The sequence below is a fragment of the Streptomyces sp. LE64 genome (genome assembly GCF_052606915.1).
The window spans coordinates 5,793,280-5,817,116 of record NZ_CP199708.1; the positions used below are offsets into that span (position 1 = coordinate 5,793,280).

Annotated in this window: 21 protein-coding genes; 10 read left to right on the forward strand and 11 right to left on the reverse strand. The window is 74.0% G+C overall.

Annotated features, from left to right (window positions below):
- Position 1 precedes the first annotated feature (1 nt).
- Together ACSMX9_RS25890 and ACSMX9_RS25895 are read left to right on the forward strand one after the other, a co-directional pair.
- Positions 2 to 3,649: a vWA domain-containing protein gene (locus tag ACSMX9_RS25890; protein WP_445397449.1), complete on the forward strand. Its 3,648-nt coding sequence runs from the start codon at positions 2 to 4 to the stop codon at positions 3,647 to 3,649.
- Positions 3,646 to 5,421 carry a hypothetical protein gene (locus ACSMX9_RS25895; RefSeq protein ID WP_445397451.1) on the forward strand — a complete coding sequence of 592 codons (1,776 nt, stop codon included), beginning with the start codon at positions 3,646 to 3,648 and terminating at the stop codon, positions 5,419 to 5,421. The genes ACSMX9_RS25890 and ACSMX9_RS25895 overlap by 4 nt, the downstream gene beginning before the upstream one ends.
- Before the next feature lie 185 nt (positions 5,422 to 5,606).
- On the opposite strand, the gene ACSMX9_RS25900 is transcribed toward ACSMX9_RS25895, so the two are convergent.
- Positions 5,607 to 6,428: a DUF6328 family protein gene (locus ACSMX9_RS25900; RefSeq protein WP_445397453.1), complete on the reverse strand. Its 822-nt coding sequence runs from the start codon at positions 6,426 to 6,428 to the stop codon at positions 5,607 to 5,609.
- A gap of 712 nt (positions 6,429 to 7,140) precedes the next feature.
- On the opposite strand from ACSMX9_RS25900, the gene ACSMX9_RS25905 reads away from it, so the two are divergent.
- Together ACSMX9_RS25905 and ACSMX9_RS25910 are read left to right on the forward strand one after the other, a co-directional pair.
- Positions 7,141 to 8,277, forward strand: a complete 1,137-nt coding sequence (locus ACSMX9_RS25905) for a glycosyltransferase family 4 protein (protein WP_445403100.1) — start codon at positions 7,141 to 7,143, stop codon at positions 8,275 to 8,277.
- Positions 8,274 to 9,119 (forward strand): SAM-dependent methyltransferase, encoded by an 846-nt coding sequence (locus tag ACSMX9_RS25910; protein WP_445397455.1) that lies wholly within the window; start codon positions 8,274 to 8,276, stop codon positions 9,117 to 9,119. The genes ACSMX9_RS25905 and ACSMX9_RS25910 overlap by 4 nt, the downstream gene beginning before the upstream one ends.
- A gap of 679 nt (positions 9,120 to 9,798) precedes the next feature.
- On the opposite strand, the gene ACSMX9_RS25915 is transcribed toward ACSMX9_RS25910, so the two are convergent.
- The 3 genes from ACSMX9_RS25915 to ACSMX9_RS25925 all read right to left on the reverse strand — a co-directional run bounded on the left by ACSMX9_RS25915 (position 9,799) and on the right by ACSMX9_RS25925 (position 12,557).
- Positions 9,799 to 10,137: a MerR family transcriptional regulator gene (locus ACSMX9_RS25915; RefSeq protein ID WP_445397457.1), complete on the reverse strand. Its 339-nt coding sequence runs from the start codon at positions 10,135 to 10,137 to the stop codon at positions 9,799 to 9,801.
- Positions 10,138 to 10,797: 660 nt separating this feature from the next.
- Positions 10,798 to 11,091 (reverse strand): SCO5918 family protein, encoded by a 294-nt coding sequence (locus ACSMX9_RS25920; protein ID WP_445397459.1) that lies wholly within the window; start codon positions 11,089 to 11,091, stop codon positions 10,798 to 10,800.
- A 173-nt stretch (positions 11,092 to 11,264) separates the two neighbouring features.
- Positions 11,265 to 12,557, reverse strand: a complete 1,293-nt coding sequence (locus ACSMX9_RS25925) for a DEAD/DEAH box helicase (RefSeq protein ID WP_445397461.1) — start codon at positions 12,555 to 12,557, stop codon at positions 11,265 to 11,267.
- 69 nt (positions 12,558 to 12,626) lie between these two features.
- Between ACSMX9_RS25925 and ACSMX9_RS25930 the strand changes: the two genes are divergently transcribed.
- On the forward strand, positions 12,627 to 12,872 hold the full coding sequence (locus tag ACSMX9_RS25930) for a hypothetical protein (RefSeq protein WP_445397463.1): 246 nt from the start codon (positions 12,627 to 12,629) through the stop codon (positions 12,870 to 12,872).
- Positions 12,873 to 13,085: 213 nt separating this feature from the next.
- Here ACSMX9_RS25930 and ACSMX9_RS25935 read toward each other — a convergent pair whose 3' ends face one another.
- Together ACSMX9_RS25935 and ACSMX9_RS25940 are read right to left on the reverse strand one after the other, a co-directional pair.
- Complete coding sequence (locus ACSMX9_RS25935; protein WP_356631380.1) at positions 13,086 to 13,289, reverse strand: cold-shock protein; 204 nt, start codon at positions 13,287 to 13,289, stop codon at positions 13,086 to 13,088.
- Positions 13,290 to 14,000: 711 nt separating this feature from the next.
- On the reverse strand, positions 14,001 to 14,723 hold the full coding sequence (locus ACSMX9_RS25940; protein WP_445397465.1) for a polysaccharide deacetylase family protein: 723 nt from the start codon (positions 14,721 to 14,723) through the stop codon (positions 14,001 to 14,003).
- A gap of 258 nt (positions 14,724 to 14,981) precedes the next feature.
- Between ACSMX9_RS25940 and ACSMX9_RS25945 the strand changes: the two genes are divergently transcribed.
- Complete coding sequence (locus ACSMX9_RS25945) at positions 14,982 to 16,415, forward strand: MFS transporter (RefSeq protein WP_445397467.1); 1,434 nt, start codon at positions 14,982 to 14,984, stop codon at positions 16,413 to 16,415.
- 8 nt (positions 16,416 to 16,423) lie between these two features.
- Here the strand turns inward: ACSMX9_RS25945 and ACSMX9_RS25950 are convergent, their stop codons facing one another.
- The 4 genes from ACSMX9_RS25950 to ACSMX9_RS25965 all read right to left on the reverse strand — a co-directional run bounded on the left by ACSMX9_RS25950 (position 16,424) and on the right by ACSMX9_RS25965 (position 19,263).
- Entirely contained in the window at positions 16,424 to 16,657 is a 234-nt protein-coding gene (locus ACSMX9_RS25950) for a hypothetical protein (protein ID WP_351245981.1), read from the reverse strand.
- Between the two features lie 107 nt (positions 16,658 to 16,764).
- Entirely contained in the window at positions 16,765 to 17,952 is a 1,188-nt protein-coding gene (locus tag ACSMX9_RS25955; RefSeq protein ID WP_445397469.1) for an MAB_1171c family putative transporter, read from the reverse strand.
- A gap of 7 nt (positions 17,953 to 17,959) precedes the next feature.
- Positions 17,960 to 18,496 carry a toxin-antitoxin system, toxin component gene (locus tag ACSMX9_RS25960; protein WP_445403101.1) on the reverse strand — a complete coding sequence of 179 codons (537 nt, stop codon included), beginning with the start codon at positions 18,494 to 18,496 and terminating at the stop codon, positions 17,960 to 17,962.
- A gap of 23 nt (positions 18,497 to 18,519) precedes the next feature.
- A complete protein-coding gene (locus tag ACSMX9_RS25965; RefSeq protein WP_445397471.1) occupies positions 18,520 to 19,263 on the reverse strand; it encodes a helix-turn-helix transcriptional regulator in 744 nt (247 codons plus the stop codon).
- Positions 19,264 to 19,722: 459 nt separating this feature from the next.
- On the opposite strand from ACSMX9_RS25965, the gene ACSMX9_RS25970 reads away from it, so the two are divergent.
- The 4 genes from ACSMX9_RS25970 (at position 19,723) to ACSMX9_RS25985 (ending at position 22,863) form a co-directional block, all read left to right on the forward strand.
- Positions 19,723 to 20,394: an MmyB family transcriptional regulator gene (locus tag ACSMX9_RS25970; protein ID WP_445397473.1), complete on the forward strand. Its 672-nt coding sequence runs from the start codon at positions 19,723 to 19,725 to the stop codon at positions 20,392 to 20,394.
- Between the two features lie 194 nt (positions 20,395 to 20,588).
- Positions 20,589 to 20,666, forward strand: coding sequence for a putative leader peptide (locus ACSMX9_RS25975; RefSeq protein WP_351249801.1), 78 nt, complete (start codon positions 20,589 to 20,591; stop codon positions 20,664 to 20,666).
- 225 nt (positions 20,667 to 20,891) lie between these two features.
- Positions 20,892 to 21,443: an NADPH-dependent FMN reductase gene (gene ssuE / locus ACSMX9_RS25980; RefSeq protein ID WP_445397475.1), complete on the forward strand. Its 552-nt coding sequence runs from the start codon at positions 20,892 to 20,894 to the stop codon at positions 21,441 to 21,443.
- Positions 21,444 to 21,516: 73 nt separating this feature from the next.
- Positions 21,517 to 22,863 carry a 6-phospho-beta-glucosidase gene (locus tag ACSMX9_RS25985; protein ID WP_445397477.1) on the forward strand — a complete coding sequence of 449 codons (1,347 nt, stop codon included), beginning with the start codon at positions 21,517 to 21,519 and terminating at the stop codon, positions 22,861 to 22,863.
- A gap of 23 nt (positions 22,864 to 22,886) precedes the next feature.
- Here the strand turns inward: ACSMX9_RS25985 and ACSMX9_RS25990 are convergent, their stop codons facing one another.
- Positions 22,887 to 23,822, reverse strand: coding sequence for a hypothetical protein (locus ACSMX9_RS25990; RefSeq protein ID WP_445397479.1), 936 nt, complete (start codon positions 23,820 to 23,822; stop codon positions 22,887 to 22,889).
- Positions 23,823 to 23,837: the final 15 nt, after the last annotated feature.

The following is a 23,837-nucleotide window of genomic DNA, read 5'->3' on the forward strand; positions in this document are numbered from 1 at the left end:
GATGAACCACTCGACCACCCCCGGTCCGGGGCCGGCCACCACCCCGGAGGGCGCGGTGGCCGCCCTCGCGGCCACCGGCCCGGGGCTGCCGTACCTGATCGGGGTGCGCCACCACGCACCCTCGCTCGCCGCCGCCCTCCCGGCCCTGTTGGACGCGGCGGCCCCCGAGGTCCTGCTCGTCGAACTGCCCGCCGACTTCCAACCCTGGTTGGGTTGGCTCGCCCACGAGGAGACCGAGGCCCCGGTCGCGCTGGCCGCGGTCGCCGGGGACGGGACGGGGGCGGCCGGCGAACGGGGGCCCGCCTTCTACCCGTTCGCCGACTTCTCGCCCGAACTGGTCGCCCTGCGGTGGGCGGCCCGCAACGGGGTCCCGGCCGTGGCCTGCGACCTGCCGCTGGCCGACCGGGCCTGGGCGCGGGGCGGGCCGGACGCCGCCCCCGTCCCCGCGCCCCCGCCCACGGCGGGGGAGGCGCAAGGGCTCTCCGCGGCCCTCGGGTCCCGGCTCACCGGCCGGGACGGCGACGACCTGTGGGACCGGCTGGTGGAGGCCCCCGCACCCGGTTCGACACCCGAGGCGCTCCGTCGGGCCGCCCTGCTCACCGGCTGGGCGCTCCGGTACGAGGCCGAGGCGCGGGGCGGGGTGGACGGCACGGACCTGGCGCGCGAGGCGTGCATGCGCGGACACCTCTCCGAGGCCCTGGCGAGGGGGCGGCGGCCCGCCGTGGTGGTGGGCGCCTTCCACACCCCGGCACTGCTGCCGCCGGCCTCCGTGCCGGTCCCGCCGGGGCCGGTCGAGGAGGGCCGGGCGGAGCCCGCCGCCGACGGGACGACGTGCACGGTCTCGCTGATCCCGTACACCTACCCGCTCCTCGACTCACGGTCCGGGTACCCGTCCGGCATCCGGGACCCGGAGTGGCAGCACACCGTCCTGGAGGCGGCAGGTGACCCGGCGGCGCTCCACGAGGCGCTGGTCCGCACCGCGGTACGGATCTGCGCGGACCTGCGCGAACACGGCCACCCCTCCGGCCCGGCGGACGCCCGGGAGGTCGTCCGGGTCGCCGCGGACCTGGCCCGGCTGCGTGACCTGTCCGCCCCCGGCCGCGGCGAACTCCTGGAGGCCGTGCAGACGGTCCTCGGTCGCGGCGAGACCCACGGCACGGGCCGGGCCGTCGCCCGGACCCTCGAACGCGTACTCGTCGGAGCCCGCACCGGACGACCCGCCCCCGCCGCTCCGCGCGGCGGACTGGGGCCCGCGGTGGAGGCCGAGACCGCAGCGCTCTCGCTCCCCGGCCCCGGGGACGCGCACGAGAAGGCACCGCGCGACCTCCGGCTCGACCCGGCCCGCTCCGGCCTCGACGGGCGGCGTGAACTGCTGCTGCGCAGACTGACGGTGTGCGGCATCCCCTACGCGCAGGAACAGGGGGTGACGGGTGCCGCGGGTGCGGAGGGCCTGACGACCCGTTGGCAGGTGCGGTGGACTCCGGCGACGGCCGCGATGCTCACCGCGGCCGGGGTCCGCGGTGTCACCCCGGCCCAGGCGGCCGAGGGGGTGCTCCGGCAGCGGCACGCGGCCGAGCGCGCGGCGGGCGGCCCCACGGCCGCCCAGGCGGTGCGGGGCCTGACGGAGGCCGCCGAGTGCGGGCTGCCCGTCCTGTCCGGCGAACGGCTCACGGAACTCGCGGCCGTGCTCCCGGCCAGCGGGACCCTCCCTGAGCTCCTCGCCGGGCTCGACCTCCTGGACCGCATCGCGGCGGGCCACCTGCCGGGCTGCCCGGCGAACCCCGACGCCCCGCCGGCCGAGGACGCGCCCCGGGTCCCGGAAGCCACCGCTCCCGCCGGTGCCGTCGAGGTGGCGCACGCGGTGGAGCTCCTGACGGCAGCGGCGGTCCGGCAGGTCGACGGCCTGACCGGTTCCGAGGAGCCCGAGGACGCCCGCGCCCTGCTGGAACTGGCCCAGCGCGCCGACCGGCTGGGCGGCATCCGCCTCGCGGACGCCCTGGTGCGGCTGGTCGCCAACGGCACCCCGCTGATCGCGGCTGCGGCCGGGGCCGTCCGGGTGCTCACCGGCCACGAGGAGGCCGGGGCGTTCGGCGTCCGCATCGCCTCCTGGGTGGACGGAGCCGTGGACGCTGCTTCCCGGGCCGCGCTCACCGCCCGCCTCACCGGAGTGCTGACGGCGGCCGGCCCGCTGCTGACCGTCGGCGTCGGCGCCCTGGACCCGTTGCTGCACCGCGTCGTCGAGGTGGACGACGCCGCGTTCCTGACCCGGTTGCCCGCCCTGCGCGGCGGCTTCGAAACGCTGAGCCCCGCTGCCCGGGACCGGCTGTTGGACACCGTCGAGGAGCGCTTGGGCGAGCGGGTGGACGGCCCCGACGCCGAGGACCCGGCCGAACTGGCCCGCCGCACGGCCGCCGACCTCGCGGCCCGTGCCCTCCTGTCCGACCTCGGCCTGCCGGTGCCGACCCCGGCACACGAGGACCGGCCGCCGCGGTCCTCGGCGCACCCCGAGGCGCACCCGGCGACGTCCACCGCCGCCCTCGGGCGCACCCTCGCACCCGCCGACCGGTGGCGGCTCGTGCTCGGCCGGCGTCCCGACCGGCTGCCGTCCGGTGCCGCCCGCCTGGCGACCGCCCTGGACGAGCTGTACGGGGCGGGACACGGCGAGGGTTCCCGCGGCGGCACCACCGGCCCGGGCCGCGGTGGTCGCGAGGCGTCCTTCCCCGGCGTGCGCGAGTGGTCCGAGGAACTGGCCGCGCTGTTCGGCCCCGGCATCCGCGAGGAGGTCCTCGCCGCCGCTGCCGCGACCGGCCGACCGGACGTCCTGGCCGAGCTCGACCCGGCCGCCGCCACCCCTTCCGTGGAGCTGCTCCGGACGGTCCTGCGATACGCCGGCGGCCTCCCCGAGGCGCGCCTGGCCGCGTTGCGCCCGCTGGTCCGCCGCCTGGTCGACGAACTGACCCGGCAGCTCGCCACCCGGCTGCGGCCCGCCCTGACCGGCACCATGCTGGCCCGGCCCACCCGCCGCCCCGGAGGTCGGCTGGACCTGCCGCGCACCGTGCGCGCCAACCTGGCCGCCGCCCGCCGGACGACCGACGGAACGGTCCGGGTGATACCAGAGAAGCCGGTGTTCCGCAGCCGCGCCCGCCGGTCCGCCGACTGGCGTCTGATCCTGGTCACCGACGTCTCCGGCTCCATGGAGGCGTCCACGATCTGGTCCGCGCTGACCGCGTCCGTGCTGGCCGGGGTGCCGACCCTGAGCACCCACTTCCTGGCCTTCTCCACCGAGGTCATCGACCTCACCGGTCATGTGCACGATCCCCTCGCCCTCCTGCTGGAGGTGAGCGTGGGCGGGGGCACGCACATCGCCGCCGGGCTGCGGCACGCGCGCAGCCTCGTCACGGTGCCCACCCGCACCCTCGTCGTCGTCATCAGCGACTTCGAGGAGGGCGCTCCGCTGGGCGGACTGTTGGCCGAGGTACGGACTCTGGTGGCCACCGGCTGCCACCTCCTCGGGTGCGCCAGCCTCGACGACGCGGGCCGGCCCCGCTACTCGACGGGAACCGCCGGGCAACTCGTCGCCGCCGGCATGCCCGTGGCCGCGCTCAGCCCGCTCGAACTGGCCCGCTGGATAGGGGAGAAGACCGCATGACCACCGCCCCACTGCCCCCGGTCGCGCCGGAGGTCACGGCCACCCTGGTGGAGGCCCTCTCCCCCCGGCTGCGCAAGCGGCTGGACGCGGCGGTCGCCAAGCTCGGCGCCCGGCCGACCCACCGTGACGGGGAGACGGTGACGATCGCGGTCGACGACGAGACCGAACTGCGCCTGCACGCACCGGGCGGTGCGGTGGTGTCGGTGGACGCCATCCGCTGCGGCTGCCTCCTCGCCCCGGCCTGCGTCCACCGTGCGGCCGCCGCCTGTGCCGCTCCCGCGGCGGAGCCCGCCCCCGCTCCTGCTGCGGAGCCCGAGCCGGCCCCGCACCCCGGCCGGGACGACCCCGACGCCCTCTCCGTCCTCCCGCCCGAGACCGCGAGCCCGGCCGAGCGCGCCGCGGCCGAGGCCCTGTGGTCGGCGGGTGCCGCGGTGCTGGAGGCCGGGGTCGACGGGGCCGGCGCCGTCGCCCAGGCAGCGCTCCTGCGCGCCGCGCACACCGCACGGCTCCGGTCCCTGCCGCGTCCCGCGGGCGCGGCGCTGTCCGTCGTCACGCTGCTGCGCGCGGCCCGCGCCGGGGACCCGTCCTACCGCACCGCCGACCTCGTCGCCGCCCTGGCCGAACTCCTGGGCACCGCGCACCGGGTGGGGAGGACGTCCGGGCCGGAGCTGGCCGCCGTCCGGGGCCGGGCGCGCCGCCCGTACCGCCCGGACGGCTCGCTGCGCCTGTACGGGCTGTTCACCGAACCCGTGGTCACCGACTCGGGGCACGGTGGCGTCCGCACCTGGGTCGCGGGACCGGACGGTCGGCTCTGGTCGGTCGGTGACGTGGCACCCGGCGGCGTGGGGCGGGCCCTGGGCGTGGCCGACCGTGCCGTGCGCCTCGGGGACAGCGCGCTCACCCACCGGGAGTTGGGCCGGGCCGGCCTGGCCGTCTCGGGGGCGACGGTCTCCCCGGACGGCCGTTTGGGCGCCGGGAAGGGCGTCAAGGCCGTCTCCGCCCGGGGCGCGGCGTGGACGGAGCCGCCGCTCGCCGCCCTGTGGGAGACGCCGCCGCCCCGTCAGGTCGTCAGGGCCCTGCGGTCCGCCTCCCGCGATGCGGACCCGGACGGCGCCGGCGACCTGCTCTTCCTGGACGTCGAACTGCTCGGCGCGGTGCGGGAGTCGGCCGGCACCTGTCTGCTCGCGCGGTGTGAGGGGGGCGTTCGCGTCCGGCTCGCGGTCGCCGACGACGACCCCGCGTTGGCCCACCGGGACAATCTGATGCTGCTGGCCTCGGCACCGGGGACCCGGTTGCGGATCATCGGTCGCCTGGTGCCCGCCCTCCACCCCAGGCTCACCCTCCTCGCCTGCGCGCACCCCATCGGTCAGGGCACCGTCGACCTCGGGTTCGACCGTCTGCGCCGCGCCGACCTGCCCGTCCCGGGAGCCCGCGTGCACCCGGCTCCGCACGAGCCCGAGGGTTCCGGCGGGCAGGCGCCCCTGCACCTTCTGGAACGCCGCGTCGAGCAGGCGGTTCCGGCGGGCCGCGCCGCCCTCGGCATGCTCGGCGACGTCTCCGCCGAGAGCCACCGCCTCCGTCGGGCGGGCCTTCCCACGGCTGCCGGCCTCCTCACCGCCCTGTGCGCCTCGGCCGCCCGCAGGGCACGCGACCCCTTCGGCCGGCTGTTGCCCGCCGACGCCGACGGCTTCGCGCTCCACTGGCTCTCGGCCGCCCGTTACGCGTCCGCCGTGTCGGAGTCCCTGTGCGTGGCGGCCTGGGAGACGGGATGACCCCGGGCACCGGCGGGGCCTCGGAGGTCCGGGTCCTTCCCCGAACGGGCCCGCACGCACGAACCCCGCCCGGACGCCGTGGAACCGGCGGGGCGGGGGGCGACGGTGAGCCGTTGCGGCTCGTGAGGGGGGTGGCACCGTCCGGACCGGAAGTCAGGTCGGCTCAGGGGCGGTACTCGCGGGTGCTAGGAGCTGCGCCGGTCGCGCAGTCTGGCCCGGAGCGGCATGCAGAACCAGAAGCCGGTCATCCAGAGGAGGATCGCGGCGGAGAGGTAGGCGGCGAAGGTGATGTGCATGACCACGCTCAGCACCAGCAGCACGGAGCAGGTCAGCGCGAGCATCATCAGCACCAGCCCCCACAGGGCGAGCTTGCTGGAGACGTTCACCAGCCGGCGCTTGCGCCGGGGGTCGGTGACCATCCGGTGGAACGGCGCGGGTGCGGTGAGCAGGCCGAAGGAGGCCAGTGCGAGCACCAGCGCGGAGACGTAGATCGCCCGGTCCGAGGTGCCGAACTCGGCGAACCGCGGAGTGACGGAGATGGCCATCAGGAAGCCGAGGAGGAACTGGAGGGCGGTCTGGGCGACCCGGACCTCCTGGAGGATCTCGGCGTACGCCTGGGTGCTGGTCTCGGTGATGGGCGCGGGCTCCGGAGCGGCGGGCGCCGGGACGTTCGCGGGCCCGGGGTGCACCAGCTGGCCGTTGCCCGGTGCCGTGGCGTGCGTCGGGCTGCCGTAGCCGTTCCCGTTCCAGGAGCGCGACCAGTGGTCGGGCTGCGGCGGCACCTCGTCGAGCTGCCAGCGCGGTTCGTCCCGGGTGCTGTTGGTCGCGTTCGCCCAGTGGGTCTTCACCGGTTTTCGGAAGGCGAGCGCGCCGCCCGCCGCCGCGCCGCGGATCGTCCCGGGTGAGACGGCGATTCCGCTGCGGCCGCTGCCGATTCTCGGCGCGCTGTCGTCGTTGCCGCCCTCTCGTCTCCTACTGCGTTTCTTGCTGCTGCTCTTGTCGGACATCTAGCCGAACCTCCCGTTGTCGTGGGGGCCCGAGGCGGTTAACGCCCCTCGCCATGTCTAGTAGTACGTCGATTTGTTCACCTACAGTTCACCTAGAATCTGCTTTGACTTAAAGTAGCCAAAATTTGACTGAACTTTGAACATGGTGAGCGGAACATTCCATTCCGGAATGAGGCAGGTGTGACAACCGATGCGTTCCGGCCAATACCCGGACGCATGAGGCGGACGTCGCCCGTCCCGGGGCCGCACCCCGGTGCGCGCTGGGTACCGGGGGCCCGGTGCATCGGACGGCCGGCGTTCCCCGCGATGCATCCCGGCCACGCCCGGGCCGCCCGACCGCCTCGTTGCGGCGGGGACATCACGCCGGCTGAACAAATCCGTGACGGGGCGCGTACCCAAGGTGGAGCCCCGGCAGATGGACCGACATGCCGTAAAAGGGAGGGTCCTTGTTCCGCTTCACCGTCCATGGCCATCCGATGGCCGCCCACCACTCCCGAGGGGCGGGTCCCGATCGTGCCGCGCCCCACGGGTCGTACCGTGCGTCGACGGGGAAGGGGTGCGGCCCGTGAACGCGCCCCCCGCGCCCGCCTCCGCGCACCGTCCGCCCTCCGCCCGGGGTGCCGCCGGCCGCTGCGGGAGCGCCCCGCAGCCCTCGGCCGAACCGCCCCCCGCCCCCGGCCCGCCACCGGCGCCGGGCCGGGGGGCTCCGGCCGTGCTCCAGGGGTCCCTCACCCCGGCGGACCTGCGCCCCGCCGATGTGCGCCCGGTGCACTTCGTGATGCCCGGCACGGTGGACGACCCGGACGCGTACAGCGGCGGCGCCACCTACGACCGCCGGGTGGGGCTGGACCTGTCGGGCTTCGGCTGGGTCGTCCGGGCCCACGCCCTGCCCGGCGACTGGCCGAAGCCCGATCCCCTGGCCGCCGCCCAGTTGGCGCACCTGCTCGCCGGCCTGCCCGACGACAGCGTCGTCCTCATCGACGGACTGGTGGCCGGCGGGGTCCCCGAGGTCGTCGTCCCGGAGGCCAAGCGGTTGCGGCTCGCGGTGCTGGTGCACCTCCCGTTGGCGGACGGGGCGGGACTCGATCCCGATGCGGTCACCGAACTCGACGCCCTGGAGCGCACCGTGCTGCGCGCCGTCTCCGCGGTCGTCGCCACCAGCGACTGGGCCGCCCAACGGCTGGTCAACCACCACGGCCTGGCCCGGCGTCGGGTGCACGTCGCCGCCCCCGGTGCGGACATCGGGCCCCTGGCCACCGGGACCGACGGCGTCTCGCGCTTACTGTGCGTCGCCGCCGTCACGCCCCGCAAGGGGCAGCACCGGCTGGTCCGGGCCCTGGCGAGCGTGGCGGACCTGCCCTGGAGCTGCGTCTGCGTCGGCAGCTTGGACCGGGACCCCGAGTACGTGGCCAAACTCGCCGCCCTCATCGACCGGCACGGCCTGGGCGACCGGATACGGCTCGCCGGACCGCAGTCGGGTGCGGAACTCCACGCCAGCTACGCCAGCACCGACCTGATGGTGCTGGCCTCGCGCGCCGAGACCTACGGCGTGGCGGTGACGGAGGCCCTGGCCCGCGGCATCCCCGTGCTCGTCAACGACGTGGGCGGCCTGCCCGAGGCGGTCGGCAGGGCGCCGGACGGTTCGCTGCCCGGGATGCTGCTGCCGCCCGACGACCCCGGGGCGCTCGGCGCGGCGGTGCGCCGGTGGTTCGACGAGCACGACGAACGGCAACGGCTGAAGACCGCCGCCCGGTGGCGGCGGACGTCCCTCGACGGCTGGGCCACCACGGCGCGTAGTGTTTCCGGAGTCCTCGAACAACTCCGTCGCGACAGTTGGAGCGCTCTGTGACCCAGTCGGCCGCCGACGCGACCGCATTCACCCCCGAGTGGCTCGCCCTGCGCGAACCCGCCGACGCAGTGGCCCGTTCGGCCGCCCTGCTCGGTTCGCTCGGGGCCTGGCTCGCCCGACGCCCCGCGCCCGGGGGGCGGCTGGTGGTGCACGACCCGGCCTGCGCGACCGGGGCGATGGCCCGGTGGCTGGCGCCCCGGCTGTCCGGCGCCCAGCACTGGGTGGTGCACGACGCCGACGCCTCCTTCGCCCGGCTGGCCCTGGACCGGATGCCCCCGGCCGCGGCGGACGGTTCCCCGGTGACCGCGGCGTGCCGGGAGGGCGGACTGGCGGAGCTGACGGCGTCCACCCTCGCCGGGGCGTCGCTGGTGACCTCGTCCACGTCCCTGGACCTCCTCACCGGCGAGGAGGTGGCGGCGCTCGCCGCGGCCTGCGCCGGGGCGGGGTGCCCCGCGCTGCTCCCGCTGTCGGCGGTCGGCCGGGTGGACCTGCGTCCCGCCCGCCCGGCCGACGCGGAGGTCACCGAGGCGTTCAACGCCGGTCAGCGCGGTCGCGGGTTGCTCGGCCCGGACGCGGTGGCCGTGGCCACCGAGGAGTTCGGCAGCCGGGGCATGGCGGTCTGCACCCATGCCAGCCCCTGGCGGCTCAGGCCCGCCGCCGAACTCACCGGGGCCTGGCTGCGGGGGTGGGTGGGAGGTGCGCAGGCCCAACGGCCCGACCGCGCCTCCGCGTGGGACGACTACCTGACCCACCGCCTGGACGACAGCGTGACCGGCGCGCTGTGGGTCACCGTGCACCACGTGGACATCCTGGCGCTGCCCGCCGGGCGGCCGGCCGGCTGACCGGTGCGGGTGCCCCCGTTCTCCGGGGGCACCGGGGCGTTCCCTCCGCCGGGTGCCCGCTCGTGGAGAGGTTTCCCGCGCGGCGCCGTAGGCTGATCCCGGCCATTCGATGCACACCGGATGTATCGGGCGAGGTCGTGTCTCGACGGTCCGGGCCACCCGGCGGGAACGAGACACGAGGACCCGATGGCGGCCACCACTCCGGCCACCGCGCCCCGGCGCGGCAACGGTGCTTGCCGTGACGGTGGTCGGGCAGGCTCCTCGGGCGGTTCGCGCGGAGTGAGACCGTGCTGGCCTACACGCCTGGCCTGCTGGCACCGTTGGAGTGCAGAACGGGTGGACAGTGCCGATGCCGCTCTGCCCGTGGTGCGACGCCGACACCGACCTGGTCAGTCTGCGCGAAGGGCTTCGCTGCGGGACCAAGAGTCGAGCGGCCCGGTGCGCGTTGCGGCCGGAACCGTCCCGTGGGCCGCTTCGACGACGAGGGCGGGGAAGCCGAGTCGTCTCCTGCCGTCAGATGGCCCCGCTGCACCGCCGCCGCTGTGACGGCCGCGGGCGAGATCGCATCCCGCCGTCGCCGGACCCCGACGGCGGAGGGGTTGTGCCCGGCGTTGCATCAATCCCTCGCCCTCTGCGCGACCCCCGGGGGGATCGGAGCCGTGCTGGAACGGCGCTCGCCTCAGGCTGTGGCCGTCGGATCGGAGGATCCGGCGGCGCGCCGGTACTCGGCGTTGATGCGCTGGGCTTCTTCGAGTTGGTCTTCGAGGATGACGATCCGGCACGCGGCCTCGATCGGGGTGCCCTGGTCGACGAGCTCACGCGCGCGGGCTGCGATCCGCAGCTGGTAGCGGGAGTAGCGGCGGTGCCCGCCCTCTGAGCGCAAGGGCGTGATCAGCCGTGCCTCGCCGATGGCGCGCAGAAAGCCAGGAGTGGCGCCGATCATCTCGGCGGCCCGGCCCATGGTGTATGCGGGGTAGTCGTCGTCATCGAGACGGCCCAGCGAGTTGTCTGCTGTCATTTCACCTCTCTGCGGAACGCGTTGAGGGGCCTTGATGCCGTACGGCACCAAGGCCCCGAAGGAACTACTACACCATCTGCCGACCATGATGCGACGTCGGCCCTCTGTTTCCGCACGACCGTCCGGAATTTCGACGGGAGCGCGGGGATCGCGGATGCGTGACCGGAGACCACCTGCCTATCGATGTCCTGCGGTACCCGGGCTCAGCCGTGAGCCCGGGCGATCCTGATGGCGATCGATTCCTCCGTTCTTCCCTCTGGTTCATTCGCTCTCTTGCTGGCGGCGGCCCCACTGATCACCTCGGGCCACCCGGTCCGGTGGTCAGCCCCGTCGCCGTTCGTGCAACAGCCCTGGCTTCGAAACTCCACCACCGTGCCGTGATGCGTGCGTTGCTGCCTGGCAGTTCGTGTCTGCCTGGCCTGTATCGATCTCGGCTACAACAGAGACTATAACTACGCGATGACCCAATGTCTACTCCAGCGATGATAGATTTTTGGGTATCTGCCAATGAGGTAATCCTGTCCGCCGGCATATGGATGACGGGGGAGGGCGGGCCTGCCCCGCTATGGCCAGGGACCGGCACGCAGTGAGGGTCCGACCGGCACGACCGGTCGGACCCTCACTGTGGTTCTGGTGTCGTCTGGCGCCTGCTCTGGTTACTCAGGCCACGTCGGTCCCCAGGATGGCGGAAGCCCGCTGGAGTGGGCTGGGAGCGGTCGCAGGGGCCGTCCTGCAGGTGAAGCCGAGTCGGGTCAGGGCCCGGATGACCTCGCCGGCACTGAAGTCGCGGCGGTCCTGACGGGTGATCACCTGGCCGACCTGCTTGACGGGGTACTGGCGCCGTCCGATGGTCACCGACTCACCGGTGACCGGCTCGGGCCTGACGCCCTTCATCGATTCCAGTACGCCGGCCTTGGTCAGGTCGAACGGGAAGCGGGCGATGACACAGCGCATGAGACCTCACAAGGAGAAGGGAGACGGGACCGATCGTGGTGAACCAAAGGGAGTCGGAGGGCGAGGCTGGGCACGTTCAGGGCTCTCGGGGGTTCGCCGGGTGGAGCTGCGTCCGAGCTGGCGTCCAAGGACGTCTCCTGCAGAGAGGGATCAGCTTCCTGACCGGGAAGGTGCTAGACCGCCTTCTCGACCGGGCGTTGCCGAACGGACGCGCGCCGACTCGCCGAAGAAGGGCGCCGGCGGCCGCGGGAGGCGCTGCCGCGCTTGGGGCGGTCGACCGCCGTCGCGGCGATGACGACCGGAACGCCGGAGGGAGTCCGTGCGCCGGTGATGCGGTGCAGTTCCGGCTCGCCGGAGCTGACCTGGGTGACGTGCGGCCGGATCCCGGCGTCCGACATGAGACGGACCGTGCCGCGGCGTTGGTTCGGCGTGACGAGGGTGACGACGCTGCCGGACTCACCGGCGCGGGCGGTACGACCGCCGCGGTGGAGGTAGTCCTTGTGGTCGGTCGGCGGGTCCACGTTGACGACGAGGTCGAGGTTGTCGATGTGGATGCCCCGGGCAGCGACGTTCGTGGCGACAAGGGCGGTGACGTGCCCGGTCTTGAACTGCTCCAGGGTGCGGGTGCGCTGAGGCTGTGACTTTCCGCCGTGCAGCGCCGCGGCGCGCACGCCGCTGTTGAGCAGGTCCCGGGTCAGTCGGTCGACGGCGTGTTTGGTGTCCAGGAACATGATCACTCGGCCGTCACGGGCGGCGATCTCGGTGGTGACGGCGTGCTTGTCGGTGCCCTGGACGTGCAGAACGTGGTGCTCCATCGTCGTGACCGCACCGGCCGACGGGTCGACCGAGTGGACCACGGGGTCGGTCAGGTAGCGGCGCACCAGGAGGTCCACGTTGCGGTCCAGTGTGGCGGAGAACAGCATGCGCTGCCCCTCGGGGCGCACCTGGTCGAGTAGCGCGGTGACCTGGGGCATGAAGCCCATGTCCGCCATCTGGTCGGCTTCGTCCAGCACGACGATGCCGACCTGGTCCAGTCGGCATGCACCACGGTCGATGAGGTCCTTGAGACGGCCCGGGGTCGCCACCACGATCTCGGCTCCGCCGCGCAGTGCGCCCGCCTGCCGGCCGATCGACACTCCGCCGACGACCGTGGTCAGGCGGAGCCTGACGGAGCGGGCGTAGGGAGCGAGCGCGTCGGTCACCTGTTGAGCAAGCTCGCGGGTGGGTACGATGACCAGCCCCAGCGGTTGGCGGGGCTCGGCGCGCTGTCCGGCGATGCGGGAGAGCAGGGCGAGCCCGAAGGCGAGCGTCTTGCCGGAGCCGGTGCGCCCACGGCCCAGGATGTCACGGCCTGCGAGGGAGTTCGGTAGCGTCGCACCCTGGATCGGGAACGGTGTGGCGACGCCCTGGCTGCTGAGTTCGGCCAGCAACTGCGCGGACATGTCGAGATCGGCGAAGTCCTCCACGGCGGGAATCCCGGGAGTGATCGTCGTGGGAAGCGTGAACTCGCGCTGCAGTGCGGAGTTCCGACGGCTGTGATTGCCCGAGCGAGCGGGCTTGCCGGAACGGCGCGGAGTTGGCGAACTGAAGCGGCGCCCGCCCTTTTTGGTATCGGCGCTGCCGCCGCGGGTTCGGCTGAAACGGTCGTCCGTACGTGTGCGGTTCATGCGGGCACCTTCCTCGATGCGGTGCATGTCAAGGAATTCCCGCCAAAAGCGAACGGTGCAGAGAATCACAAGAATGTACCGATGGAAAACGACAGTGGAGCTGACCGGCAATGAGAATGTGCGGGCGCAGGCACTGACATGGATGGCGCGAGGTGCCGGTCTTGGGTGTGCGGGGCCGTGTCCCCGTCGCTGCGTGAGCACCGGCCTGCGCTGATGCTGCAGATCTCGCCGAGTGGGGATCACGGGTGAAGCCGCCGGAGGAAAATCATGTAGCTGGGGCCCGCACCCCGAAGGATGCGGGCCCCAGCTGCGAACTGCGCGTCAGTATCAGGCGGGAACGATGTTCTCGGCCGTCGGGCCCTTCTGGCCCTGCGCGATGTCGAAGGTCACCTTCTGGCCTTCGAGGAGCTCACGGAAGCCCTGGGTGGCAATGTTCGAGTAGTGGGCGAACACGTCGGGGCCGCCACCATCCTGCTCGATGAAGCCGAATCCCTTTTCCGCGTTGAACCACTTCACAGTGCCACTGGCCATGTCGATCTCCTTTGGGGGCAGTGCATTCGGTATCCGCGCTCTGCGAATGCCGTGTCGCCGCGATGATCAACCCGCCGGAAATTACCGGTCAACACGAAAGTGCCCCCGTCCTGATTTTTGATCGGGAGCACTTGAAGTTTTGGGAACCACAACTGCAGCTGAGACGACGGTAGCACGTCTCGGCCGTCTGTGATCGACGAATGATCCCACTCCGCTCGGTGCGCCCGAAATCCTTATTGCGCGGCCCGTTAAACTCTCCCTCCGCGAACGTAGGTATTTATTTTCCCCGAGCGCAACTTCTGTGCCCCAGGCGAAGGCGAGCGGCGCTCCGGGAAACCGACACGCCGGTGCGCATGAATCCGTGGCGCCCCTGGGACGGGTCGCCAACGCTCCGGCGGTGACGATCCGCGGTCCGGCCGCGGTGCCGGAGCGGATCTGCTCGTCCAGTCGTAGGGTCCGTCCCGGTCGCCGAGGTCCCGGGCCCCCGCGCACCCACCCGCCCCTGGTGGCCGGTGGCCGCCGGGGTCGTGCTGCTCCTCACCCGGCCTGGCCGGATCGTCCTCGCCGCCGGCGGCGCCCGGCTGCGGCCCGGCACGCGGGCCGCCCGCTGGACGAACTCTTCGCCGCCTGGGTGCACGGCAGGGCCCTGCCCCCGCTGCCCGGACGGTTGACCGTCGTCGCCCCGGCCGCCGAAGCGTCGGTCCGGCGGCCTCAGCAGGTCTGCTTGCCGAAGGAGTAGCCTCGCGCCTTCAAGGTCTTGAGGATCTTCGGTAGTGCCGCCACCGTCTGGCTGCGGTCCCCGCCGGCGTCGTGCATCAGCACCACGGAACCGTCGCGCACCTCGTTCAGCACCCGCGACTCGATGGCGGCCCGACCGGGCCGGGCCCAGTCACGGGTGTCCACCGTCCACAACCGCAGTCCCTTGCGCAGGGCCGCCGCCCGCTCACGCACCTTCTGGTCGACCGCCCCGTAGGGCGGGCGCAGACAGGTCGGCGTCGTTCCGGTCCCGTTGCGTATCGCGGTGTCGGTGCGCGAGACCTCGGACTTGAAGGTCGGCCAGTCCACCCGCCGCAGGTCCACGTGCGACCAGGTGTGGTTCTGGACGCTGTGGCCCTCCCGGTGCGCTCGACGGGTGACCGAGGGACGGGCCGCGGCGTTGACCCCGGTCTGGTAGAACGTGGCCTTGGCCCCGTGCTGCTTCAGCAGGTCCAGCACCTTGGGGGTGTGGACGCCCGGTCCGTCGTCGAAGGTCAGGTACACCACCTTGCGCGGCGCCGCCACGGCGGTGGCGTCCACGGCGACCAGGACGGACCCGGTCAGGGCTCCGATCACGACGGCCGTGACCAGACGGGTGCGGCCGCGCCGCGGGGCCCCGGCCGATGCGCGGCCGTCCCGCTCTGTCCCCGTGAACCGTTCGATCGTGCGCGTTCCCATCGAAGTGCCTCCCCGCGATGACGAGTTACGGAAGCCGCCCACGGATCGATCTAAAAGGAAGAGGAGTTGATCAGCTTCCGATTCGAAGTCACCACTGCCCGGCATGAGTTCAGACACCCGCATCGGACGGGCGGTTGCACCCCACGGCGAACCCGTCCGACCGCGACCGCGAGACGCCGCGGCCGGGCACCGCGGGCCCGCGGCACCGACCGAAAAAGCGGTGGCCCCGGGCCGGGCTCACACCTAGCTTGGGTACTCGTGACCCATGATCCGCAGCGCCCGCCGAGCGGCCCGGCCGCGGGCCCCTCCGACACCCCTCCCGCCCCCGGGACGCCCCCCGCGACCGGCGAGGGGCTCTTCTCGAAGAGGTACGCGGCGGCCACCACCTCCTTCGCCGCGGTGATGTTCCTGACCGGCTTGGCCGCGCTGGCCGTGCTGCCCACCCTGCCCACCGCCGCCGAAGCCCTCGACGGGGTCCACCTCTTCCCCCTGGTGGCGGGGTGCTTCGTGGCCGCGAGCCTGTTCGGCGGGGTCCTCGGCGGGCATTGGGCGGACCGCTCGGGCGCCCACCGTCCGCTGGCCGTGGGGATGCTGCTCGCCGTGGCCACCCTGGTGGTCTCGGGGGCCAGCCAGTCGATCTGGCACCTGGCCGCGGGCCGGTTCCTGGACGGGCTGGCCGCCGGCATGGTGGCCGTGTCGATCAACACCGCGATCGGCCAGTCCTATCCTTCGGCGCTGCGCTCCCGCGCCCTGGCCCTGATGAGCACCTGTTGGATCGTCCCCTCGCTGCTGGGCCCGCCGCTCGCCGGCGTGGTCGCCGAGGTGTGGTCCTGGCGAACGGTGTTCCTCGGGCTCGCGGTGCTCACCCTGATCCCCGCCCTGGCCGTGGTCGCGGTGTTGCGCGGCGACTCCTGGGCGCTCGCCGTGCCCGAGCCGAAGGACGTCCCGCGCCCCGCGCTGCTGACCGCCGCCGCGGTCAGCCTGGGCGCCGCGGTCGCCCAGTACGGCGTATCCGGCGGGGGAGCGGGACACCTGGCGTTCGCGGTGGCCGGTCTGGCCCTGCTCGCCGGCTTCGCCCCGCGGCTGCTGCCGCCCGGGACCCTGCGGGCCGCACGGCGCCTTCCGGTCACGGTGCTGTCGCGGGGCCTGTCCTCCGGGGTGTTCTTCACGCTGGAGGCCCTCGTCCCGCTGCTGCTCGTCACCGAACGGGACGTGTCACCCCTGCTGGTCGGCCTGGTCTTCACCGGTGCCGCGATCGCCTGGGCCGCCTCCTCCTGGGTCCAGGGCCATCTGCTGGAGAGCCGTCCGCGTCACCAACTGGTCCGGGCGGGCGCCGCGCTCATGGCGGGGGCGATCCTGGTCGCGGCGGTCGGCACCTCTCCCGCGCTGCCCCCGTTCGTGGCGGCCTCGGCCATGGTCCTGGCGGCCCTCGGGATGGGGATGCTGGTCCCCTCGCTGACCGTGCTCTCCCTCGAACACAGCCCCGAGGGGCGGCAGGGCTACGCCAGCGGTGCCATGCAGACCGCACAGAACCTCGGTCAGGTGACGGTGCTGGGCGCGGGGTCGGGCGTCCTCCACTTCTGCCTCGCCCGGGGCACCGGGGAGACCGTCGGCTACGTCACGGCCTTCCTGCTGCTCCTCGTCCCGTGCACCCTCACGGTGCTGCTGGCCACGCGGACCCGACGCCCCTGAAGGAGCGGTCACCGGTCGAAGGCGCAGGCTCCGCGCAGCAGCGCGAAGAACTCCTCCTCGTTCCCCGCGAGTCCGGCGCCGGCGAGCGCCCGCTCGGCCTCGTCGAGCACGCCCTCCGGAACGAGCGCCGGGTGGGCCGGGGCGGGCGGGGAGGTGTCGAGGGCGGCCCGCACGGTGTGCAGCAGCCGCAGGTACGCCTGGACCGCGTCACGTTCGCGGTCGGTCGGCACGCTGGTGGGCATCGGTCGTCCCCCTGCTCGGTATCGGGTGCGATCGCTGGTGGTGCGCCTCCAGCTTGCCCCCCGCCACTGACGATCCGTCCGCTCCGGGCGTCCCGCGTCCCGGTGAATCAGCCTTCCGGGCGGGAGCCGGCCGTGCGGGCCGCCGCGACCACGGGGGAGTGGCGCAGGGCATGCGACATGCGCACCAGGTTCCGCGGGACGTCGTGGGCCGGCAGCGGGGGGTGCGGCCGGACGGGGCCGTCCAGGGCCGTGCCCTCGGGATCGGCGGCCCGGGCGCGCACCGCCGTGGTCACCATCACCGCGTCGGCGACGGCGTGCGCCTGGTCGGGGCCGCTGCCTGCGCTGACGGCCGCGGCGTAGGCGCGGGAGCGCACCCGGTCGTCGAAGTACGGGTAGAGGCACAGCATGCCGTCGTGGATGTCGGACTCGCGTTGGATGACGAGGAGTTCGGCGGAAGGCCACCACGACAGGCGTTGCGGTTGGTCCCCGCGGGGCGAGAGCCCGCGCAGCTCGTGCCAGAGCGGCCCCAGCTGTCGGTACGTCGACCAGATCGTGAGGCGGTGCCGCAGCCCCTGGAAGGCCAGCGGCAGGCAGAAGCCGAAGGCCGTGAACACGGCCGCCACCGAGGCCAGCAGCGGGGCGGTGTGGGTGCTGAGCCAGTCGAGGTCGTCCCGTCCGGCCCAGCGGGCGAACACCGCAGTGAACTTGGCCGCGGCGTAGGACAGGTTGAACAAGTAGCCGACCGCGATGGAGACGAGACCGATCCGCAGCAGCCCGCCGACCTGGACCGACCAGCGCAGGCACAGCCAGGCCATCGCGACGCCGGCGATGGTCAATCCGGTCAGGTACAGCACGATCATCTCGCGCATGTACGGGGTGGTGGCGTAGTAGGTGTCCAGGTCGCGCAGCCGCTCCACGGGGGCGTCGCCGAGGGCGAACAGCACGATCAGCGCGAGGCTCACCGCTCCGTATCCGGCCACCCACCGCCGCGAGGTGCGGCGGGTGACCTCGGCCGGGCCGCCCCGCCAGTTGACCATCAGCACCACGCAGGAGGCGCTGAACGCGGAGAGCAGGACATACACCAGCGGCCCCGAGACGTTCGGCACCCCTGTGAGCCGGTTGACCCGGGCGATCGTCGGCGGGGCGGAGAAGAAGAACACCGCCGTGCCGAGGGCGAGCAGCGCGCAGACCGACCGCAACAGCGGATCGGGCCAGTTGCGGGCCAGGGCGGGGAGCTTGAGGGCGAGGGCGAAACCGGTCGCCAGTGCGGGAATGTAGTAGTCGGACCCGTTCACGCCCGCCCTAGCCCTGCGGGCGGCGGTAGCCGAGGGACGCCTCGATCCGGGCGGCGAGCCCGTCCCGGGGGGCGTGCCCCGGGACCGACGTGCCGCCGAGCCAGGGCCGGCACTTGCTGGCGAGCAGCAGGCCGAAGCTCTCGGCCTGCTCCTCTTCGGCGGCGTGCGAGCGGCTGCGGGCGGCGATCTTGCGGACGGTGTCGCCCAGGTTCACCCCGTCGGCCAGGAGTCGTGCGGCCACGCCCGTTCCCGCGGGGTCGACGTGGCGACTGCTGTGGCCCGCCGTCATGTGCCACAGTTCGTGGCCGAGGATCACCAACTGGTGGTCCGGGGCGGTCCGTTCCTCGATGACGATGAGGTCCTGGTCGGCCATGTCCAGCCACAGGCCGCTGGCGGTGCCCGGCGGGAAGGCCGCCATGCGGTGGTTGACGGGGCGCCCGCGCCGTCTGGCCATGGCCTCGCACAGGGCGGTGAGCAGGTCGCCGGGTCCGCCGGGGACCTCGGGCGGCAGGCCGGCGATCAGCTCGCCGCACAGCCTGCGCATGTCCTTGCTGACCCGGGTGCGCATCAGGGCTCCGTGGGGCCGTGGGGCGGCTTCACGCTCTCCAGCAGCATGTCCAGCCACTCCGTGACCTTGTCGCGGTGCTTGTCGGTGGGGAGTTGGGCGGCCCGCCAGGCGATGCCGCGCACGCCGTGGTTCTGGAGGAGGCGCTCCAACGCGTCGTCCATGGTGGTGGATCCGGTGGGTTCGTCGGAAGGGCCGTGCGCGGCGCCGCCGTGGCCGGTGGCCGGTATCACCTGTCGGTCCCGGGTGCTCCGCTCCTGGGCGGCCGCCCGCTGGAGCAACTCCTGCTCGGTGAGCTGGAGGGCGAAGACGAGGGCGTCCGAGTCCTCCGCGGACAGGAACCCCGCGTGGACGCCGAAGAACCGTTGGATGGCCGCACAGTGCTCCAGGGTGGGCCGTCGGTCACCGTTGATCAGGGCGCCGGCCTGCTGCCGGGACATGCCGGCACCGTCGGCGATCTCCTGCTGGGTGTAGCGGCGCCCGTTCGGCTTGAGGCGGGTGCGGCGCAACAGGTCGAACCGCTGGAGGAAGCGGACCTGGAGGTCCGGCTCGCCTCCCGACCGCCCGGACAACAGGTCCTTGACGACGGTGTCGGGCACCCCCGAGGCGACCGAGAGTCTGGTCACGTCGAACACCTCGGCGGGAGGCACGCCGAGCCGGTTGGCGAGACCGCGGACCCGGGTGAGCACACCCGGCAGTGAGCCCGAGGCGGTGACGCCACCCGGTACCGAGAAGCCATCCGTCACCGAAGGTCTCCTAGCACCGACAGGTCGAACAGGGTCGACATCCCTCTACAGCACGTCCGCGCCCCTGCCGAACCCGAGTGCGGCTTCCGCGCCCCCGCCGATCGAACGCCCCGGTCCTCCCGGGGCCTCCGGTGACGCCGGACGGGGTGTCATCCGCAACGTACGGGCCCGTGGTGACGGGTCCGGGAACGCCGATGTCCGGCTTGTGCAATGGACAGCACCAGAGGTTAGCCGCCCGAAGGGCGGGGGTGCCAGGCCGCGCCACATCTGTGGCGAGAATCAGCCGTCAACCGACCGTAAATGCCACGATAGTTGACACGACTCCGGGCGGGGTAGCACGATCATCACGCGGTGTTGAGGGGCCCACGCCCCCGGAACGGTCCACGACCGTCCTTCCGGCGAACGCCGTGCCGCACGACCAGCGCTCGCCGTCAGAGCCGTAAGAGGGGTGACCACCCGGTGGCATTCGAGGCAGAGGGGCGCCGGCGAACGGCTCGGGAGATTACGCGGACCGAGCCGGAGAGCCGGGCCTACCTCCAGGACTACGCCGTACTGCTGGACGCCGTCTCCTTCCCGTCCCTCGTCGTCGACCACCGCTGGAACGTGGTCCACGCCAACGACGCGTTCGACGCGCTCTTCGGGGCGGTGTCGCCCCACCCGACGGCCGACCCCCGGGACAACCTCCTCCGGTTCGTCCTCTTCCACCCCGAGGCGGGCTCCGTCCTCGCGGACCGCGAGGCCAGCTGGTGCCTGCCCATGCTCGCGCACTTCGCGGAGGCGTTGGAGCGGCACCCGAACGACGAGGAGCTCCGGGCCGTCCGCCGCTCCATCGCCGAGGACCCGATCATGGACGCCGCCTACCGCGAGGGGCTGCCCCGCTGGATCAGCGCGGTCGGCGCGGAGGCGGTCGCCCACGACGGCGCGCTCCGTCCGCTGACCCACCCCGACCCGCGTTGGGGCCGCACCCACTGCCGGGTGGTCGGCGAGACCCCCCAAACGCTCCAGTCCATGGGCCTGTCCCGGTTGACACTGGTCCTGCGCGAGCCGCGCCGGGCAGAACCCCGTCCGGTGCGCCGCGGCGCGGCCCGCCGAGGGCCCCGACACCTGAGGGCCGTCCCCGCGGACGGCTGAACCGACCCGGGAGGGCGGCCGTCGCGACCGGTCAGGGGGCCGCGCCGGGCCGCCCTCCCCTTCCCCGCCGCCGGCCGGGACCCGATGCGGGTCCCGGCCGGCGGCGCGCCGGCCTCCGGGGCCGCGCCGCCGTGCGATCCCGCAGCCCGGACCGCCCTTGACCCGCCTCGACCGCGCCTGATTTGATCCCGAGCATGCGGCAACGACAGGAACTCACGAGGCGACGCCACGTCGACCTCGTCCGCGTCGCCAGTTCCTGCTGTCCTTCCTGACCGCCGGCCGCCCCTCGAACAGCCCGGCCCCGTGGCCGCCCGCGAGCGTTCCCCGGTCGGCTTCGGCTTCCCGTAGGGCCCCGAGGCGCCCGGCCCGCCCTTGCGCCCCGCGCCGGGAGTTCCCGCCGTCGTGCGCTCCCGAACCACCCCTCCCGCCGCGCGTGCCGCCGGTGCGCGCGCGGGCGCACCCGCTCCGGCTCGTGCCCCCCGATCCGAAGGATTCCCATGGCCACCGTCCTGTCCGTCTCCGGAAGTCCCTCCGCCGCCTCCCGCACCGCACGACTCCTCCGCCACCTCGACGCACGACTGCGCGAGCAGGGGCACGAGGTGATACCCCTCGACGTGCGCACCCTCCCCGCCGAGGCGCTGCTCGGCGCCGACTTCGCCCACCCCGACATCGTCCGCGCCGGATCGTTGTTCGAGCGGGCGGACGGGGTGGTCATCGGGACGCCCGTCTACAAGGCCGCCTACTCGGGACTGCTGAAGTCGCTGCTGGACCTGCTGCCCCAGCACGCGCTCAGCGGCAAGACCGTGCTGCCGCTGGCCACCGGCGGCACCCATGCACACGTCCTCGCCATCGACTACGCGCTGCGCCCCGTGCTCACCTCGATGGGCGCCGACCACATCGTCCAGGGGTGGTTCACCCTCGACCGGCAGATCACGGTGGAGGCCGACGACACCCTCACGCTCGCACCGGAGGCGGAACGGGCGGTGACCCGGGTCCTCGACCGGTTCTCCGCGGTGCTCGACGCACCCCGGTTCGCCGCCGCCGGCTGAACTCCCGCCGGCACAGGGGCCGGCCGGTTCCGGCCGGCCGCATAGGATGCCGTCGAGGACGAGGCGGTGACGCGTGCGACTGGTCGTACTGGGTGGCGGGGGATTCCGGGTCCCCCTGGTGTACGGGGCCCTGCTCACGGACCGGGGGGAGGGCCGGGTCGACGAGGTCGTGCTGTACGACACCGATCCGGCGCGGTCGGCGGCCATCGCCCGGGTGCTGGCCGACCAGGCCGCCGCCGACCCGGCCGCGGCCCCCCGGGTCCGGGTCGCCACGGACCTCGACGCCGCCCTGCACGGGGCCGACTTCGTGTTCTCCGCGATCCGGGTCGGCGGACTGGCCGGCCGCGCGGCCGACGAACGGGTGGCCCTCGCGGAAGGGGTCCTCGGCCAGGAGACCGTCGGCGCCGGCGGCATCGCCTACGGACTGCGCACCCTGCCGGTCGTCGACCACATCGCCCGACGGGTGGCCGCCGTGGCACCCGACGCCTGGTTCATCAACTTCACCAACCCGGCCGGCCTGGTGACCGAGGCCATGTCCCGGCACCTGGGGGACCGGGTGATCGGCATCTGCGACTCGCCGGTCGGGCTCGGCCGCAGGGTCGCCCGGGTCCTGGGCGTCGACCCCGGCAGCGCCGAGGTCGACTACGTGGGGCTGAACCACCTGGGATGGCTGCGCGGGCTGCGCGTCGACGGCCGGGACGTGCTGCCGGACCTGTTCGCCTCCACCGCGCTGCTGGAGGGCTTCGAGGAGGGCCGGCTGTTCGGCGCCGACTGGCTGCGCTCCCTCGGCTGCGTCCCCAACGAGTACCTGCACTACTACTACTTCAACCGGGAGACCGTGCGCGCCTACCGCGAAGCCGCGCTCACCCGGGGGGCCTTCCTGCACCGACAGCAGGACCGCTTCTACGCCCGGGTGGGCGATCCGGCCGTGCCCGCGCTCACCACCTGGAACGCCGTGCGGGCCGAACGCGAGGCCACCTACATGGCCGAGAACCGGGAGGCGGCCGGGGCGGGCGAGCGGGACGAGGCGTCGCTGACCGCGTCCGGCGGGTACGAGGAGGTGGCCCTCGCCCTGATGCGGGCCATCGCCCGCGACGAGCGGACCACCCTCGTCCTCAACGTCCGCAACCGCGCCGCCCTGCCGGGGCTGGACGCCGACGCGGTGATCGAGACGCCCTGCCGGGTCGACGCCGCCGGCGCCCACCCGATCCCCGCCGACCCGCTGCCCGGGCACGCCCTGGGCTTGGTGACCACCGTCAAGGCGGTGGAGCGCGAGGTCATCGCGGCGGCCGACGGCGCCTCCCGGGCGAGGGCGGTCAAGGCGTTCGCCCTGCACCCCCTGGTCGACTCGGTCTCCGTCGCCCGCCGGCTCGTCGCCGGGTACACGGAGGTCCACCCCGGTCTCGGCTACCTCCGCTGACGGGACCCCCGGGGCGGCGGGGATCAGCGGCAGGACGCCGGCCGGCGCACCCCGGGCGCCTCGGGGCGGGGGACGGCGGGGCCCGCGGCGACGATCCGTCCCCGCGCCGCGGTGCGGGTTCCGGCGGCGCGGTCCGCGGCGGCGGCCCGGCTGAGGACCAGCACTCCGCGCGCCGCGACCACCGCGCCCGCCAGGGCCAGGGCCGCTCCCAGGGCGCCGCCGCGGAAGCCCTCGCCGAGCAGGGCGATCCCGATCGTCGAGGCGGCCACCGGATTGGCGAGGGTGAGCAGGGCCAGCGGCGCCCCGAGTCCGTCCTGGTACGCGGTCTGGGCCAGCAGCAGGCCGCCCACCGCGAACCCCGCGACGAGCAGGACGACCACCGCCACCCGGCCGCTCAGTAGCGCGGCGCCGGCCCCGGTGGCCGCGACGGTCACCGTCTGCGTCAATGCCGAGGCGACCCCCGAGGAGAGTCCGGAAGCGGTCGCGTGCCGCAGTCCCGGCCGGGCGCCCGGCCACGCCAGCAGGCCCAGGACCGCGGCGGTCGCCCCGGCCACCCCCAGCGCCTGGGCGAGCGACAGGGTGGCCTCGGGAGCCGGGCCCGAGGCGGCGAACGTCAGCGCGCCCAGTCCGGCCAGCGTCCAGGCGACCCCGTGCCACTCGCGTCGGCCCACCCGGCGCCCGGTGAGTCGGGCGCCCAGCGGCACCGCGGCGACCAGGGTGAGGGCGCCCAGCGGCTGTACCAGGGTGAGCGGGCCGAACCGCAGGGCGGCGACGTGGAGGAGCGCGGCCCCGGAGTTGAGGGCGACGGCGAGCCACCACGCGCGGGCGCCCCACAGCGTCCGCAGGCGTCGGGAACGCGGTGGGATGCGGGCCGCGAGGCGCTCCTGGGTGACCGCGGCGGTGGCGTAGGCGACGGCCGACAGCAGGGAGAGGCCGACCGCGAGCAGGGTGGGGTTCACGGAGCCGTCCTCGGG

What these genes read in the sequence shown, in the direction of transcription:
- ACSMX9_RS25975 (WP_351249801.1), top strand. Translation starts at nt 20,589, where the DNA reads ATGCGGCAACGACAGGAACTCACGAGGCGACGCCACGTCGACCTCGTC.
- ACSMX9_RS25890 (WP_445397449.1), top strand. Translation starts at nt 2, where the DNA reads ATGAACCACTCGACCACCCCCGGTCCGGGGCCGGCCACCACCCCGGAG.
- ACSMX9_RS25920 (WP_445397459.1), bottom strand. Translation starts at nt 11,091, where the DNA reads ATGCGCTGTGTCATCGCCCGCTTCCCGTTCGACCTGACCAAGGCCGGC.
- ACSMX9_RS25915 (WP_445397457.1), bottom strand. Translation starts at nt 10,137, where the DNA reads ATGACAGCAGACAACTCGCTGGGCCGTCTCGATGACGACGACTACCCC.
- ACSMX9_RS25960 (WP_445403101.1), bottom strand. Translation starts at nt 18,496, where the DNA reads ATGCGCAGGCTGTGCGGCGAGCTGATCGCCGGCCTGCCGCCCGAGGTC.
- ACSMX9_RS25895 (WP_445397451.1), top strand. Translation starts at nt 3,646, where the DNA reads ATGACCACCGCCCCACTGCCCCCGGTCGCGCCGGAGGTCACGGCCACC.
- ACSMX9_RS25950 (WP_351245981.1), bottom strand. Translation starts at nt 16,657, where the DNA reads ATGCCCACCAGCGTGCCGACCGACCGCGAACGTGACGCGGTCCAGGCG.
- ssuE (WP_445397475.1), top strand. Translation starts at nt 20,892, where the DNA reads ATGGCCACCGTCCTGTCCGTCTCCGGAAGTCCCTCCGCCGCCTCCCGC.
- ACSMX9_RS25900 (WP_445397453.1), bottom strand. Translation starts at nt 6,428, where the DNA reads ATGTCCGACAAGAGCAGCAGCAAGAAACGCAGTAGGAGACGAGAGGGC.
- ACSMX9_RS25940 (WP_445397465.1), bottom strand. Translation starts at nt 14,723, where the DNA reads ATGGGAACGCGCACGATCGAACGGTTCACGGGGACAGAGCGGGACGGC.
- ACSMX9_RS25935 (WP_356631380.1), bottom strand. Translation starts at nt 13,289, where the DNA reads ATGGCCAGTGGCACTGTGAAGTGGTTCAACGCGGAAAAGGGATTCGGC.